The sequence below is a fragment of the Roseomonas sp. 18066 genome (genome assembly GCF_902706185.1).
Classification (GTDB): domain Bacteria; phylum Pseudomonadota; class Alphaproteobacteria; order Acetobacterales; family Acetobacteraceae; genus Pseudoroseomonas.
On sequence record NZ_CACSJM010000019.1, the window covers coordinates 1 to 13,291 of the forward strand.

Annotated in this window: 12 protein-coding genes; 8 read left to right on the forward strand and 4 right to left on the reverse strand. The window is 72.1% G+C overall.

Annotated features, from left to right (window positions below):
- The coding region (locus GVN67_RS06015) for an aminotransferase class III-fold pyridoxal phosphate-dependent enzyme (protein ID WP_159993817.1) at nucleotides 1-933 on the reverse strand (933 nt) is incomplete at its 3' end.
- 127 nt (nucleotides 934-1,060) lie between these two features.
- Between GVN67_RS06015 and GVN67_RS06020 the strand changes: the two genes are divergently transcribed.
- Both GVN67_RS06020 and GVN67_RS06025 read left to right on the forward strand, forming a co-directional pair.
- Nucleotides 1,061-1,987 carry a MurR/RpiR family transcriptional regulator gene (locus tag GVN67_RS06020; protein WP_159993819.1) on the forward strand — a complete coding sequence of 309 codons (927 nt, stop codon included), beginning with the start codon at nucleotides 1,061-1,063 and terminating at the stop codon, nucleotides 1,985-1,987.
- 143 nt (nucleotides 1,988-2,130) lie between these two features.
- Nucleotides 2,131-3,732, forward strand: coding sequence for an ABC transporter substrate-binding protein (locus GVN67_RS06025; RefSeq protein WP_200845143.1), 1,602 nt, complete (start codon nucleotides 2,131-2,133; stop codon nucleotides 3,730-3,732).
- A gap of 54 nt (nucleotides 3,733-3,786) precedes the next feature.
- Here GVN67_RS06025 and GVN67_RS06030 read toward each other — a convergent pair whose 3' ends face one another.
- Entirely contained in the window at nucleotides 3,787-5,748 is a 1,962-nt protein-coding gene (locus GVN67_RS06030) for a polysaccharide pyruvyl transferase family protein (protein WP_159993821.1), read from the reverse strand.
- 289 nt (nucleotides 5,749-6,037) lie between these two features.
- Between GVN67_RS06030 and GVN67_RS06035 the strand changes: the two genes are divergently transcribed.
- Nucleotides 6,038-7,234 carry a multidrug effflux MFS transporter gene (locus tag GVN67_RS06035; protein ID WP_159993823.1) on the forward strand — a complete coding sequence of 399 codons (1,197 nt, stop codon included), beginning with the start codon at nucleotides 6,038-6,040 and terminating at the stop codon, nucleotides 7,232-7,234.
- A gap of 69 nt (nucleotides 7,235-7,303) precedes the next feature.
- Nucleotides 7,304-8,065: a short-chain dehydrogenase/reductase gene (locus GVN67_RS06040; protein WP_159993825.1), complete on the forward strand. Its 762-nt coding sequence runs from the start codon at nucleotides 7,304-7,306 to the stop codon at nucleotides 8,063-8,065.
- Here GVN67_RS06040 and GVN67_RS06045 read toward each other — a convergent pair.
- Nucleotides 8,062-8,646: a flavin reductase family protein gene (locus GVN67_RS06045; protein WP_159993827.1), complete on the reverse strand. Its 585-nt coding sequence runs from the start codon at nucleotides 8,644-8,646 to the stop codon at nucleotides 8,062-8,064. The genes GVN67_RS06040 and GVN67_RS06045 overlap by 4 nt on opposite strands.
- Nucleotides 8,647-8,753: 107 nt before the next feature.
- On the opposite strand from GVN67_RS06045, the gene hydA reads away from it, so the two are divergent.
- The 4 genes from hydA (at nucleotide 8,754) to GVN67_RS06065 (ending at nucleotide 12,608) form a co-directional block, all read left to right on the forward strand.
- Nucleotides 8,754-10,211 carry a dihydropyrimidinase gene (gene hydA / locus GVN67_RS06050; RefSeq protein WP_159993829.1) on the forward strand — a complete coding sequence of 486 codons (1,458 nt, stop codon included), beginning with the start codon at nucleotides 8,754-8,756 and terminating at the stop codon, nucleotides 10,209-10,211.
- A gap of 79 nt (nucleotides 10,212-10,290) precedes the next feature.
- Complete coding sequence (gene msrB / locus GVN67_RS06055; protein ID WP_159993830.1) at nucleotides 10,291-10,695, forward strand: peptide-methionine (R)-S-oxide reductase MsrB; 405 nt, start codon at nucleotides 10,291-10,293, stop codon at nucleotides 10,693-10,695.
- Nucleotides 10,695-11,555: an oxaloacetate decarboxylase gene (locus GVN67_RS06060; protein ID WP_159993831.1), complete on the forward strand. Its 861-nt coding sequence runs from the start codon at nucleotides 10,695-10,697 to the stop codon at nucleotides 11,553-11,555. The genes msrB and GVN67_RS06060 overlap by 1 nt, the downstream gene beginning before the upstream one ends.
- A gap of 63 nt (nucleotides 11,556-11,618) precedes the next feature.
- A complete protein-coding gene (locus GVN67_RS06065; RefSeq protein ID WP_159993832.1) occupies nucleotides 11,619-12,608 on the forward strand; it encodes an aldo/keto reductase in 990 nt (329 codons plus the stop codon).
- Here the strand turns inward: GVN67_RS06065 and GVN67_RS06070 are convergent.
- Nucleotides 12,605-13,198: a helix-turn-helix domain-containing protein gene (locus GVN67_RS06070; RefSeq protein ID WP_159993833.1), complete on the reverse strand. Its 594-nt coding sequence runs from the start codon at nucleotides 13,196-13,198 to the stop codon at nucleotides 12,605-12,607. The genes GVN67_RS06065 and GVN67_RS06070 overlap by 4 nt on opposite strands.
- Nucleotides 13,199-13,291 lie beyond the last annotated feature (93 nt).

Here is a 13,291-nt window from a genome sequence, read left to right on the forward strand (position 1 = left end):
CCCTATGCCCAGCGCGGCGAGGGCTGCTGGCTGACCGACCTGGACGGCCGCCGGCAGCCCGCCGCCGATGATCTTTCCCAGCGCCACCAGATCCGGTGCGACGCCGAACAGCGTATGCGCCCCGGCATAGTGCAGGCGGAAGCTGATCACCTCGTCGAAAACCAACAGGAAACCGTCGCGGGCGCGGGCTTCCTGCAGCACCTCGAGCAGCGCTGACGTCGCCGGCACCATGCCGATGCGCGACGGCAGCGGGTCGATCACCACCGCCGCCAGCCGGCTGCCCTGGCGGCGCAGGATCTCGCGGCAGCGCTTCGGATCGCCGAAGGGCAGCACGACGGTCTCGGCCAGCAGCGTCTCCGGCGTGCCGCGGCAATAGGCCACCGAGGCCGGGTTGCCGTCCGGCCCGTCCCAGTTCTGCGGGTTGCAATCGTAGGAGACCTCGAGCGCGTCATAGGTGCCGTGATAGGCGCCCTCGAACTTGGCGATGGCGCTGCGCCCGGTCAGCGCCCGCGCCGCCTTGACCGCGAACATCACCGCCTCGGTGCCGGAATTGCAGAAGCGGACCTGCTCCAGCAGCGGCGCGCGATGGGTGATGATCTCGGCGAGCTCGGTCTCATAGGGCGTCGGCAGGCCGAAGGCGGTGCCTTGCGCCGCGGTTTCCCGAATGGCCTCGATCGCCGGCGGGAAGGCATGCCCGTGGATGAGGGAAAAAAAGTTGTTGGAGGCGTCGAGCAGCCGGCGGCCGTCCAGGTCGGTCAGCCAGCAGCCCTCGCCGCGCTGGGCATAGGGCGGGTGCGGCGCGAACCAGGAGGAGGGGCGCATGCTGCCGCCCGGGATCACCGCGCGGGCGTCGCGATAGGCGGCTGCCGAGCGCGACAGCGGCGGCGTCAGGCCGTCCTGGTTCGGCAGCTTCGCGGGGTGCCGGTGGATCATGCGCGCCTCGGGTCCAAAAGGGCTCAATTCCTTGCGAGGTCGATCAGAACATATGCTTCTCATGACTGCAACATGGATCATTTGGATTGAACATTGCCTTTTCCGCATAAAGCGTCAGCATGACAATATGACCCCGGCAGAACCCGTCTCCGACGCGCTGGCCGCGCTGCTGCCCGCGCTGTCCGGCCCGATCGCCGCGGCGGCGCGGCATATCCTGGCCCATCCCGAGGATGTCGCCGTCTTCTCGATGCGCGAGCTGGCGCGGCGCATGGAGGTGCCGCCGGCGACGCTGGTGCGGCTGGCCCAGCGGCTGGGCTTCGCCCGCTACGACGCGCTGCGCCAGGGCTATGTCGAGGGCGTGCGCCAGGGCCATGCCGGCGGCGTCGCCACCCGCAACCGCAGCAGCGCCCGGGCCCTGGCCGCCGCCGACCCGCGGGATTTCGCCGAGGCCTTCCTGGCCGCCGAGCAGGAGGTGCTGCGCCAGGCGCTGCGCGGCCTGGCGGCGCCGGCGGTGGAGGAGGCGGTGGCGCTGCTGGCCGGCGCCCGCCGTGTCCATGTCGCCGGCCGCCGCACCGCTTTCTCCACCGCCTATGCCCTGGCCTACACGCTGCACAAGGCGCGGCCCGACGTGGTGCTGGTCGGCGACATGGCCGGCGTGTCGGAGGCGGCGCTGCAGGACGTGGTGCCCGGCGACGTGCTGGTGGTCATCACCGCGGCGCCTTTCTCGCGGCCGGTCATCGGCATGGCCGAGCGCGCGGCGGCGGCCGGCGCCCGCATCATCGCCATCGTCGAGGCCGCCATCCCGCCGCTGAAGAACCTGGCGGGAGCGCTGATCTTCATCGCGCCGGCCCAGGGCGCGGCCTTCCCCGAATCGACCAATGGCGCGCTCGCCATCGCCAACCTGCTGGTCGCGCGGGTGGTGGCCCGCCTCGGCGCCGCCGCCGAGCGCCGCATCGCCGCCGATGAGCGCCGCATCCTGGCCAGCGGCGAGTTCCTCCTCGCCGGACCGCGTTCCGACAAGTGGGGCCGCGCAAAGCCTGGCGGCAGCGCCTGAGATTTCGCCGGCGGCGGGCTTGCCAGCGCCCCCGCCCGCGCCGATGCTGCGCCGCCCTTGCCCAGGCGCCGCGACAGACGGAGGCCGGGACGGGGGTCAGGGACCCAGCAGGCGCGGCGACACCGGATAGTCGGAGGCGCCCGATGCAGCGCAGAGATTTTTTCACGAGCATGGCCGCGGCGGGCGCCGCGCTGGCCGCCGGCGGTGTCGCGGCGCCGGCCCTGGCCCAGGGCGCCAATGCCCGCACGCTGCGCTTCGTGCCGCAGGCGGATCTGGCGAATTTCGACCCGATCTGGGGCAGCCAGTATGTGGTCCGCAATGCCGGGCTGCTGGTCTGGGACACGCTCTACGGCGTCGATGCCACGATGACCCCGCGCCGCCAGATGGTCGAGGGCGAGACGGTCTCGGCCGATGGCCTGACCTGGACCTTCACCCTGCGGCCGGGCCTGAAGTTCCATGACGGCACGCCGGTGCTGGCGAAGGACGCGGTGGCCAGCCTGGTGCGCTGGTCCGCCCGCGACCCGATGGGCCAGATGATCCGCGCATCCCAGCAGGAGCTGGTCGCCCTCGACGACCGCAGCTTCCGCTGGGTGTTGAAGAAGCCGTTTCCAAAGATGCTGCTGGCGCTGGGCAAGAACAACGCACCTTGCACCTTCGTCATGCCGGAGCGGATCGCGAAGACCGATCCCTTCACCCAGATCACCGAATATATCGGCTCCGGCCCGATGCGCTTCGTCCGCGACGAATGGATCCCCGGCGCCCGCGCCGTCTTCCAGAAATTCGATGGCTACGTGCCGCGCGAAGAACCCGCCAGCTGGCTGGCCGGCGGCAAGCGCATCCTGGTCGACCGGGTCGAATGGGCCATCATCCCCGACGCCGCGACGGCCGCCGGCGCGCTGCAGAGCGGCGAGGTCGACTGGCTGGAAACCCCGCTGCCCGACCTGATCCCGGTGATGAAGCGCAACCGCGCCATCGCCGTCGACATCGCCGACCCGCTCGGCAATATCTGCGCCTTCCGCATGAACCACCTGCATCCGCCCTTCAACGACGTTCGCGCCCGCCGCGCCGTCATGATGGCGCTGCGCCAGGAAGACTACATGCGCGCCATCGTCGGCAGCGACGACGCGCTGTGGAAGCCGCTGCCCTCCTTCTTCACCCCCGGCACGCCGCTCTACACCGAGGCCGGCGGCGATATCCTGAAGGGGCCGCGCAACCTGGACGCGGCGAAGAAGCTGCTGGCGGAAAGCGGCTATGCCAACCAGCCGGTGACCTGCATGGTCTCGCAGGACCTGGCGCCGCACAAGGCGATGGGCGACGTCACCGCCGACCTGCTGCAGCGGCTGGGCATGAATGTCGACTTCGTCGCCACCGACTGGGGCACCGTCGTCGGCCGCCGCGCGCAGAAGACGCCGCCGGGGCAGGGCGGCTGGTCGATGTTCCACACCTGGCACTCCGGCGCCGACTGCGCGACGCCGGCCGGCTACGCGGCGCTGCGCGGCAATGGCGAGCAGGCCTGGTTCGGCTGGCCCACCAGCCCGGGCACCGAGGCCGGCATCGCCGACTGGTACGCGGCCACCAGCCTCGACGAGGAGAAGGCGGCCATCGCCCGCACCAACACGGCGGCGATGAACGACGTGGTCTACGCGCCGGTCGGGCTGTTCATGGCCTACCAGGCCTGGCGCACCAATGTCTCGGGCATCGTCAAAGGGCCGGCGCCGTTTTTCTGGAACGTCGCGAAGTCATAAGAAAAAAAGGCCGGGGGAAGGAATTCCCCCGGACCCCCATCTTCTTTCTGATCTTCAAGCAGCAGCGAGAAACTGCACGGGAGGAATGAACGGCAGGGTCGCCGCGGCGCGAGCAAGCAGCGCCACGCGACGCTCGGCCGACACGAAAGGACAGGCCTCCAGCAAGGCCCGCACATCGATGATCGGGATCGCCTGGCGCTTCTCGCCCATCAGCGACAGCGCATTGGTCTCGGCCCCGACAGGGATCGCCCGCGCCTCGGGCCAGCCGACCGAAGCCCAGTAGTCGCGGAACTTGAAGCCGTCGCCCAGCGGCCGGTCGCTGAAGCTGATCCAGCTCGCCGGCACGCCATAGGCATGCGCCGCGATCAGCCCATGCAGCGAGCTCGACACGATCTCCCGGCAGGACAGGATCGCGTCCAGCACCTCGGTGATGCCGCCGGTGATGTCGATGATCCTGACCTTCAGCCCGGCCGGGATGCGCGGTAGCGGATCGACCCCCGCCTCGCGGAAATGCTGGATGATGCCCAGGTCGTGTTCCACCGCCACCGCCGGCCGGTAGAACATCGGCATCAGCAGCGCCGGGTCGCCATAGACCGCCGGGCAGTCGCGCCCGGCGGCGATCAGCTTGGCGCGCGTCAGCGGGCCGCGCACGGCATGGATGGCGCGCAGCGCGGGGACCTTGTCCTTGCTGGCGATGAAGCCCGAGCCCCAGATGACATAGCTGTCCAGGCTGCTGCGGATGCCGCTGCCGATGACGCGGACGACGTCGCGCTGCGGCTCGCTCTGACCATGGTCGACATGCAGCACCGGCGCTTCGCTCAGCAGCCGGATCAGCGGCGGATTGAGCTTGTCGCCCCAGTTCTGCCCGACCGTCCCCTGCCGCGGCCAGTCGGCGATCACCGGCGGCAGGGCGCCGCTGTCCTCGACGGGCGCGACCCGCCGCAGCCCGGGCGGCAGCGCGCCGGCGGGCGGGCCGGGCGGCAGCGCCGCGAGGCGGTCATAGACGGCGCGGAGCTCCGCGGCGATGGCCGCGGGACGCAGCCCCCGGGCCACCTGCAGCCCCAGCCGCCGGCAGTCCTGGCGCTCCTCGTCGCTCAGCGCCAGCACCTGGCTGACGATCATCTGCAGGTCGACGGCATCGCCATCCTGGTACAGGAAGCGCTGCAGCGCCGGCGGCAGCAGCTCCCGCATCTGCGGCACGTCGGGCGCCACCAGGATGCCACCGCAGCTCAGCGCCAGCAGGGCCACGCCCGAGGTCAGGAACCGCGCATAGGCCAGCACGACGCAGGCGGAATCGCGGATCAGCCCCGGCACTTCCTCGTCGGGCACATGGCGGAAATCCCACAGCACGTCGCCGCGCGCGGCCAGGCTGCGCCGCAGCGCCCGGGCGCCGCGCCCGCCATGGCCGCTGATGCGCAGGCTCGCCTGCTCGGCGGCCAGGAACTCGGCCGGCAGCATCGCCACCAGCCGGTCGAAGCCCTTCTGCTGCTGCACCCGGCCGAAGCCCAGCACCTGCCGCGACGGCGGCGTGCCCAGCGCGGCCTCCGCCGCCGCCTCCGGCTCGTAATGGCCGAGATAGGAGGGGTGCGGCAGCACCCGGATGCGGGCGCGATCCACCGTCACCTGCGCCGCGAGGAAGGCGGCCGCATGCGCGCTATGCACCAGGATCGCCTCGGCATGGGTGGCCAGCCAGCGGCGCAGCGCCATGAAGGCGTCGACATGCGGGACCCGGTGCGGGATGCCGTTATGCACCGTCCAGACCAGCCGGCCGCCCCGCTGGCGCAGCGCTTCCAGCTGCTGCAGCACCAGCCGGGCCAGCGCCCCGGCTTCCGCGGCGGTGGTGGCCGGGCGCAGGAAGAATTCCTCCCACTGCACATGCAGCAGCACCGGCAGCCCGGCCTCGCGATGCGCGATCGCCTGCAGCAGCTGCGGATGCGGCGTCACCGGATCGTCGGCTTCGGCCGGCGCCGCCTGCTCGACGAAGAGCGGCGTGTAGTCCGGGGCCAGCGGGGTCATGAGGAGCTTCGCGTAGATGCTGTTGCTCGAGACCGGGCAGTGGAAGACGAACAAGGCGCATCCTCGCGATCAGGCCTGTTCCCGGATAGAGATCCCCGCCCGGCCCCACAACCCCCGCGGGATGTTGTTACGCGACCGTGTACCATCGCGGGTGGATCAGCGCCGCTGCCTGTGCTTTGGGCGCGCGCGCCGGGGCTCTGCCCGGTTTCGTGCCATCGCCGCGCCGGGCCGGCTCGATGCCCTGCCTTGCCGGCTCCCGCCCGGCGCGGTTTTGCGGGAAGCTGCGCGGATGTCCGATACGCCTCCCGCTCCGCCAGGACAGATCCGCCCGCCGCTCTGGCTCCTGGTGATGATCACCACCTCCGGCACGGTGGGCATCCATATCTTCGTCCCCGCCCTGCCGCAGGCCGCGGCCGAGTTCGGCGTCTCCACCGGCGCCATGCAGCTGACCATCAGCCTCTATGTGCTGGGCCTCGCCCTCGGGCAGCTCGGCTATGGGCCGATCTCCGATGCGCTGGGGCGCAAGCCGGTGCTGCTGGCCGGGCTCGCGCTCTACGCCGCGGCCGGGCTGGCGGCGGCGCTGGCCCCGGATGTGCGCTTCCTGATCGGCGCGCGGCTGCTGCAGGCGCTGGGCGGTTGCGCCGGCCTGGCGCTGGGGCGTGCCATGGTGCGCGACACTTCCGGCCCCAAGGAGGCCGCCTCCCGCCTGGCCATGCTCAACCTGGCCGTCTCCATCGGCCCCGGCATCGCGCCGTTCCTCGGCTCGCTGCTGGCCGAGACGCTGGGCTGGCGGGCGGTCTTCGCCACCCTCGCCGCCGTCGGCGCCCTGACCACTGGCCTGGCGCTGTGGCGCCTGCCGGAGACCGGCCGCCGCGCCGAGGGCCGCGGCCTGGCGGCGCTGGCCCGCGACTACCGGCAGCTGGTCACCATGCCGGCCTTCCTCGGCTATGCCATCGGCGGCGGCTGCGCCACCACCAGCTGGTATGCCTATCTGGCGGCGCTGCCCTTCATCATGGTGCAGCAGCTCGGCCGGCCGGTGCATGAGATCAGCCTGGTCTATGTGCTGCTGGTCGCCGGCACCGCGCTGGGCAACATCCTGGCCAACCGGCTGGTGGCGCGGATCGGCATCGCCCGGCTGCTGCGGCTGGGCAGCGGCGGCGGCTGCCTGGGCGCGCTGCTGTTCTTCGGCGCGGTGCTGGCCGGGCAGCTCAACCTGGTCACCGCCGTGCTCGGGCCGCTGATCTTCGCCATCGGCGTCGGCCTGGCCAGCCCGCTGGCGCTGACCCGGGCGGTCGGGCTCAATCCGCGGGTGATCGGCTCGGCGGCGGGGCTCTATGGCTTCAGCCAGATGGCGGTCGGCGCGCTCTGCACGGCGCTGGCCGGGCTCGGCAGCAACCCGGCGGTGGCCGCCGCCGTGGTGCTGGCGGGGGCGGCGCTGCTCGGCCAGGTCGCCTTCGCCGTGGCCCTTGCCAGCGAGCGCCGCTGATCCCCCCTTGCGCGGCCCGGCGATCCGCGCCCTGCTGGCCCTCCAAGGGAAGCAGGAACGGACAGGACCATGGACCTGGGATTGAACGGCAAGCGGGCGCTGGTCACCGGCGCCTCCCGCGGCATCGGCCGCGCCACCGCGGGCGTGCTGGCCGCCGAGGGCTGCGACCTGCTGCTGGTCGCGCGTGACGCGGCGAAGCTGCAGGCGGCCGCCGAGGAGCTCCGCGCCCGCCACCAGGTGTCGGTGGATGTGCTGGCCGTCGACCTGTCGCAGCAGGCGGAAGTCGAGCGGCTGGCGCAGGCGGCCGGCCGGGTGGATATCCTGGTCAACAATGCCGGCGCCATTCCGCCCGGCGACCTGCTGGCGGTGGACGACGCCACCTGGCGCGCCGCCTGGGACCTGAAGGTCTTCGGCTTCATCAGCCTGACCCGCGCGCTCTATCCGGCGATGAAGGCGCAGGGCGGCGGCGTCATCGTCAATGTCATCGGCGCGGCGGGCGAGAAATTCCCGCCCGGCTATATCGCCGGCGCCACCGGCAATGCCGCGCTGATGGCCTTCACCAAGGCCCTGGGCAAGGCGGCGCCGAAGGACGGGCTGCGCGTCGTCGCCATCAGCCCGGGCCCGGTCGCCACCGAGCGGCATGAGATGCTGGCCCGCCATGCCGCCGCCCAGAAGGGCGATGAAAGCCGCTGGCGCGACCAGTATGCGGCCATGCCGTTCCAGCGCGCCGCCAAGCCGGAAGAGATCGGCCAGGCCGTCGCCTTCCTGGCCAGCCCCTGCTCCGGCTACACCTCGGCCAGCATCCTGACCATCGATGGCGGCGCCGGCTAGGGCATGTCGCCGCCCGCGTCGATCGCCTCGCCGATCGCGTAGAAATGGCCGCCGGCGACGTAGTGCAGGCTGCGCAGCGCCGGGTCGGCGGCCTCGAAGCGCCAATGGCCCTCGGCGAAGACGCGGGCATCGGCCCAGGCGCCGGTGACCTCGCCGATGAACAGGTCGTAGGCGTCCTGGATATGCGGCTCCGGCAGCAGGCGGCAGGCGAGCCAGGCCGAGCAGCCCTCGACCAGCGGTACCGGGTGGCCCTCGGCCTCGAACAGGGTGACGCCGGCCTGCGCCAGCTTGTCGGGCAGGGTCGCCAGGCTGGTGGTGCCCACTGCCCGGGTCAGCCGGGTCTGCGCCACCACCGGCACCTGGATGGCGAAGACGCCGCTGGCCTCGACCAGCCCGCGCGTCGCCGTCATCCGGTCCAGCACCACGGTCAGCTTCGGCGGCGAGAAGTCCAGCGCGCAGCACCAGGCCGCCGCCATGACATCGGTCACGCCCGCATGCCGGGCCGAGACCAGCACGGTCGGGCCATGGTTCAGCAGGCGATAGGCCTTCTCCAGCGGCACGGGACGGATCGGCTCGTTCATCGCAGCTCCTGACGCGGCGGTGGCCGCAGGACTCCGGGGGGATAGGCGGGGCAGCAGATTCGGCGCAATCTGCGAGGCCTTTTCCGCCTGCCAGGAGCCTGCCGCCTATGCCCGATTTCGACCTCGTCATCCGCAACGGCCGGGTGGCGACCGCCAGCGAGACCTTTCTGTCCGACATCGGCATCCGGGATGGCATGGTCGTGGCCCTGGCGCGCAACCTGCCCGCCGGCGCGCGCGAGATCGACGCCACCGGCAAGCTGGTGCTGCCCGGCGGCGTCGACACGCATTGCCATGTCGACGAGCCGCGCGCGCCGCCGACGGCCAGCGCCGACAGCTTCGCCAGCGGCAGCGCCTCGGCGGCGGCGGGCGGCACCACCAGCCTGATCTGCTTCGCCAAGCAGGGGCCCAGCATCTCGGCGACCGACGCGGTGGCGGCGCATCACGAGCGCGCCCGCCGCGCCCGCATCGACTATTCGTTCCATATCACCCTGACGGACCCGACGCCCGAGGTGTTGGAGCAGCAGCTGCCGGCGCTCGTCGAGGCTGGACACCGCAGCTTCAAGATTTTTCTGACCTATTCGGGCTCGCGCATCACCGACGGGCAGGCGCTCAAGGTCCTGGCGGCGGGGCGCAAGCTGGGCGCGCTCGTGTGCATCCACGCCGAGCATCATGAACTCATCGAGTTCTACACCGAGGCGCTGGTCGCGGCCGGGCTGACGGCGCCGAAGTACCACGCCTGGGCCAAGCCGATGATCGTCGAGCGCGAATGCGTCCACCGCGTCTGCGCCCTGGCCGAGGCGCTGGACACGCCGATTCAGGTCTTCCACGTCTCCGGCGCCGCGGCGGCCGAGGAGATCGCCCGCGCCCAGGGCCGCGGCCTCAAGGTCTGGGCCGAGACCTGCCCGCAATACCTGGTGCTGACCGAGCAGGACCTGGACCGCCCCGGCTTCGAGGGCGCCAAGTTCATCTTCAGCCCGGCCGGCCGCACCACCGCCGACCAGGAGGCGCTGTGGGAGGCGATCCGCCGCGGCACCATCTTCAACGTCACCTCCGACCATGCGCCGACCCGCTATGCCGGGCCGGACGGCAAGCTGGCCTTCGGCGCCGACGCCCCCTTCACCAAGGTGCCGAACGGCGTGCCGGGCCTGGCCGCCCGCCTGCCGATCCTGTTCAGCGAGGGCGTGGCCAAGGGCCGCATCGACCTGCAGACCTTCGTCGCCATCACCGCCACCAACCCGGCCAAGCTCTTCGGCCTGGCGCCGCGCAAGGGCACCATCGCCATCGGCGCGGATGCCGACATCGCCATCTGGGACCCGGAGCGGCAGGTGACGCTCACCAACGACCTGATGCTGCACGACAACGACCACACCCCCTATGAGGGCATGCAGGTGACCGGCTGGCCGGAGATCACCCTGGTCCGCGGCGTCCCCGTGGTCGAGCATGGCAAGGTGGTGGCCGCCGAGGGCCATGGCCAGTTCCTGGCGCGCGGGCCTTACGACTTCATCGCCCCGCGCGGCGTCTTCCCGACCCCCTTCAACCCGGTCGACCGCGTGGTCGTGGGCTGAGATCCGGCCGGGCCGCGTCTCGACAGCGCGGCCTGGCCGCCCAATATCTGGCGCCGAACCAGCACAGGAGGCCTCCCTCATGGACACCGCGACCTATCCGGTGACGCGCTCCGACGCGGAATGGCGCCAGCGCCTGACGCCCGAGCAGTATCGCATCATGCGCGCCCATGGCACCGAGCGCCCGGGCAGCTGCGCCCTGCTGCAGGAGAAGCGCTCCGGCACCTTCTCCTGCGTCGGCTGCGACACCCCGCTCTTCGCCAGCAACGGCAAGTTCGAGAGCGGCACCGGCTGGCCCAGCTTCGGCGCGCCGATCGAGGGCTCGGTCGAGACCACCACCGACCGCAGCCATGGCATGCTCCGCACCGAGGTGCATTGCGCCACCTGCGGCAGCCATATGGGCCATGTCTTCCCGGACGGCCCGCCGCCGACGTTCCAGCGCTACTGCATCAACGGCGTCGCCCTGAACTTCCAGCCCGACGCCTGATGCCCCGCGCGGCGCCCCGTGACGCCTTCCGCCGCCTGCTGGCGGCGGAGGGCTGCGTCCACCCGGCCTCGGTCTGCGACCCGCTGGCCGCCCGCATCGCCGACGCGCTCGGCTTCGAATGCGGCATCCTGGCGGGGTCCACCGCGGCGCTCGCGGTGCTGGGCTCGCCCGACCTGGTGCTGCTGACCCTGACCGAATTCGCGGAACAGGCCCGCCGCGTCACCCGCGCCGCGGACCTGCCGCTGCTGGTCGATGCCGATCACGGCTATGGCAACGCCCTGTCGGCGCAGCGGACGGTGCAGGAGCTGGAAGCCGCCGGCATCGCCGCCATGACGCTGGAGGACACGGCGCTGCCCGCGCCCTATGGCAGCACCGCGCCCCAGCTCACCTCGGTCGAGGAAGGCGCCGGCAAGCTGCGCGCGGCGCTGGCCGCCCGGCGCGACCCCGGGCTGGTGATCCTGGGCCGCACCGGGGCGCTGGCCATTTCCGGGCTGGACGACACCCTGGCCCGGGTCCGCGCCTATGCCGCCACCGGGGTCGATGGCCTGTTCTTCTCCAGCGTTTCTTCCCGTGAGGAGATCGCCGCCATCCGCGCGGTGACCGAGCTGCCGCTGGTCGTGGCGTTCAACGGCGCCGCCGTCGCCGACCGGGACTGGCTGGCGGGGCAGGGGGTGCGCATCGCCCTCCAAGGCCATCAGCCGATCATGGCCGCGACCCAGGCGGTCGAGGCCACGCTGCGGGCGCTGCGCGAGGGCACGGCGCCGGGCGACCTGCCCGGCCTGGCCCCCGCCGCCACCATGGCGCGGCTGACCCAGGCCGAGGAATACCGCCAGAAGGCCCGCGACTACCTGGGCGGCTGACTCCCCTGGCGTCTGCCCGGCCCGGACGGCACACTGCCGCCCGAAGCAGGGAGGACCGCCAGAATGGCGTTGGATGTCAGGAATTTCGGGCCCGAGGGCTGGCCTGTCGCGCGCTTCGGCATGGGCTGCGGCGGCGTCGGCGGGCTGATGGTCCGCGGCGCCCCGGCCGACCAGGACCGCGTCATCGGCCGCGCGCTGGAGGCCGGCATCACCTATTTCGACACCGCCGTGCAGTATGGCAACGGCGCCTCGGAGGAAAACCTCGGCCGGGTGCTGCGCGCGCTGAAGCCGCGCCAGGCGCTGGTCGGCACCAAGGTGCGCATCCCCTCGGCCGAGTTCGGCGACATCGCCGGCTGGATCACCCGCTCGCTGGAGGGCAGCCTGGCCCGCCTGCAGCGCGACCAGGTCGATATCTTCTATCTGCACAACGAGATCGGCCTGGCCGGGGGCGGCGAGACGCTGTCCGTCCGGCAGGTGCTGGAAGAAGTGGTTCCCGCCTTCCAGGCGCTGCAGGCCGCCGGGAAGTTCAGGCTGCCGGCGATCACCGCGCTGGGCGAGACGGCAGCGCTGCAGCAGGTGCTGGACACCGGCTTCTTCGGCGCGGCGCAGGTGGTCTACAACCTGTTGAACCCCTCGGCCGGGGCCGATGTGCCGGCCGGCTTCCCGGCGCAGAACTACGAGAAGCTGCTGCTGCGCTGCCAGGCGGCGCGGATCGGCACGGTGGGCATCCGCGTGCTGGCCGGCGGCGCGCTCAGCGGCACCACCACGCGGCATCCGGTGGCCAGCGCCGCGCCGCCGCCGCTCGGCTCCGGCCGCAGTTTTGCGGAAGACATCGCCCGCGCCGCCGATCTGGCGCCGCTGGTGACCGAGGGCTTCGCGGCCTCCCTGCCGGAGGCGGCGATCCGCTTCGCCCTGACGCCGCCCGGGCCGGACGTGCTGCTGGTCGGCACCGCCAGTCCGGAAGAATTCGACGGTGCGCTGGCCGCCATCGCCCGCGGCCCGCTGCCGCCCGAGGCGCTGGCGCTGGTGCAGAAGATCGAGGCGGCCTTCTAGCCTTCGCCCAAGGGGCGGCGCGCGGCCTGGCCGGGGTCATAGGTCACCGAGACCAGCCGCGCCTTGCCGCGCCCGTGCCGCACGAAGCCATGCGGCACGCGGCTGTCGATATAGAGGCTGTCGCCGCGCCCCAGCAGCAGCGGCGGCTGGCCCTGCAGATGCACCTCGACGCTGCCCTCGAGGACGAACAGAAATTCCTCGCCGGCATGGCTGCTCCATTCGCCGGCGGCGGGCGGGGCGGCGCTGTCGATGGTCATGACGATGGGCAGCATCGCCTTGGCCTCCAGCTGCGCGGCATGCATGGCATAGGCATAGCGCGCATGGCGGAAATCGGCGGTGTCGCCGGCGCGGGTCAGCACCTGCGCCGGGCGCGGCGCCTCGGCGGGCTGGTCGGCGATCAGCTGCTCGAAGGGGATGCCGAGGCCGACAGCGATCTTGCGCAGCGTGCCATAGACCGGCGAGACCTGCCCGTTCTCGATTTTCGACAGCGTGGAAATGGCGACGCCGCTGCGCCCGCCCAGCGCCACCAGCGTCATCCCCTGCAGGCCGCGCAGCCGCTTCAGCCGCGCGCCAAGTTCTTCACCCTTCATGCCGCCAGGCTAGCACGCGCGCCGATTTTCTTTTAGGAAAATTCTGCATTGACCGGTGCCGGGCCGCGGCCCATGCTCGGCCCGACGACGCTG

Bases quoted from the DNA above. Each gene is read 5' to 3' on its own strand.
- GVN67_RS06060 (WP_159993831.1), top strand. From the start codon at position 10,695: ATGCCCCGCGCGGCGCCCCGTGACGCCTTCCGCCGCCTGCTGGCGGCG.
- GVN67_RS06045 (WP_159993827.1), bottom strand. From the start codon at position 8,646: ATGAACGAGCCGATCCGTCCCGTGCCGCTGGAGAAGGCCTATCGCCTG.
- GVN67_RS06040 (WP_159993825.1), top strand. From the start codon at position 7,304: ATGGACCTGGGATTGAACGGCAAGCGGGCGCTGGTCACCGGCGCCTCC.
- msrB (WP_159993830.1), top strand. From the start codon at position 10,291: ATGGACACCGCGACCTATCCGGTGACGCGCTCCGACGCGGAATGGCGC.
- GVN67_RS06030 (WP_159993821.1), bottom strand. From the start codon at position 5,748: ATGACCCCGCTGGCCCCGGACTACACGCCGCTCTTCGTCGAGCAGGCG.
- GVN67_RS06020 (WP_159993819.1), top strand. From the start codon at position 1,061: ATGACCCCGGCAGAACCCGTCTCCGACGCGCTGGCCGCGCTGCTGCCC.
- GVN67_RS06065 (WP_159993832.1), top strand. From the start codon at position 11,619: ATGGCGTTGGATGTCAGGAATTTCGGGCCCGAGGGCTGGCCTGTCGCG.
- GVN67_RS06025 (WP_200845143.1), top strand. From the start codon at position 2,131: ATGCAGCGCAGAGATTTTTTCACGAGCATGGCCGCGGCGGGCGCCGCG.
- GVN67_RS06035 (WP_159993823.1), top strand. From the start codon at position 6,038: ATGTCCGATACGCCTCCCGCTCCGCCAGGACAGATCCGCCCGCCGCTC.
- hydA (WP_159993829.1), top strand. From the start codon at position 8,754: ATGCCCGATTTCGACCTCGTCATCCGCAACGGCCGGGTGGCGACCGCC.
- GVN67_RS06070 (WP_159993833.1), bottom strand. From the start codon at position 13,198: ATGAAGGGTGAAGAACTTGGCGCGCGGCTGAAGCGGCTGCGCGGCCTG.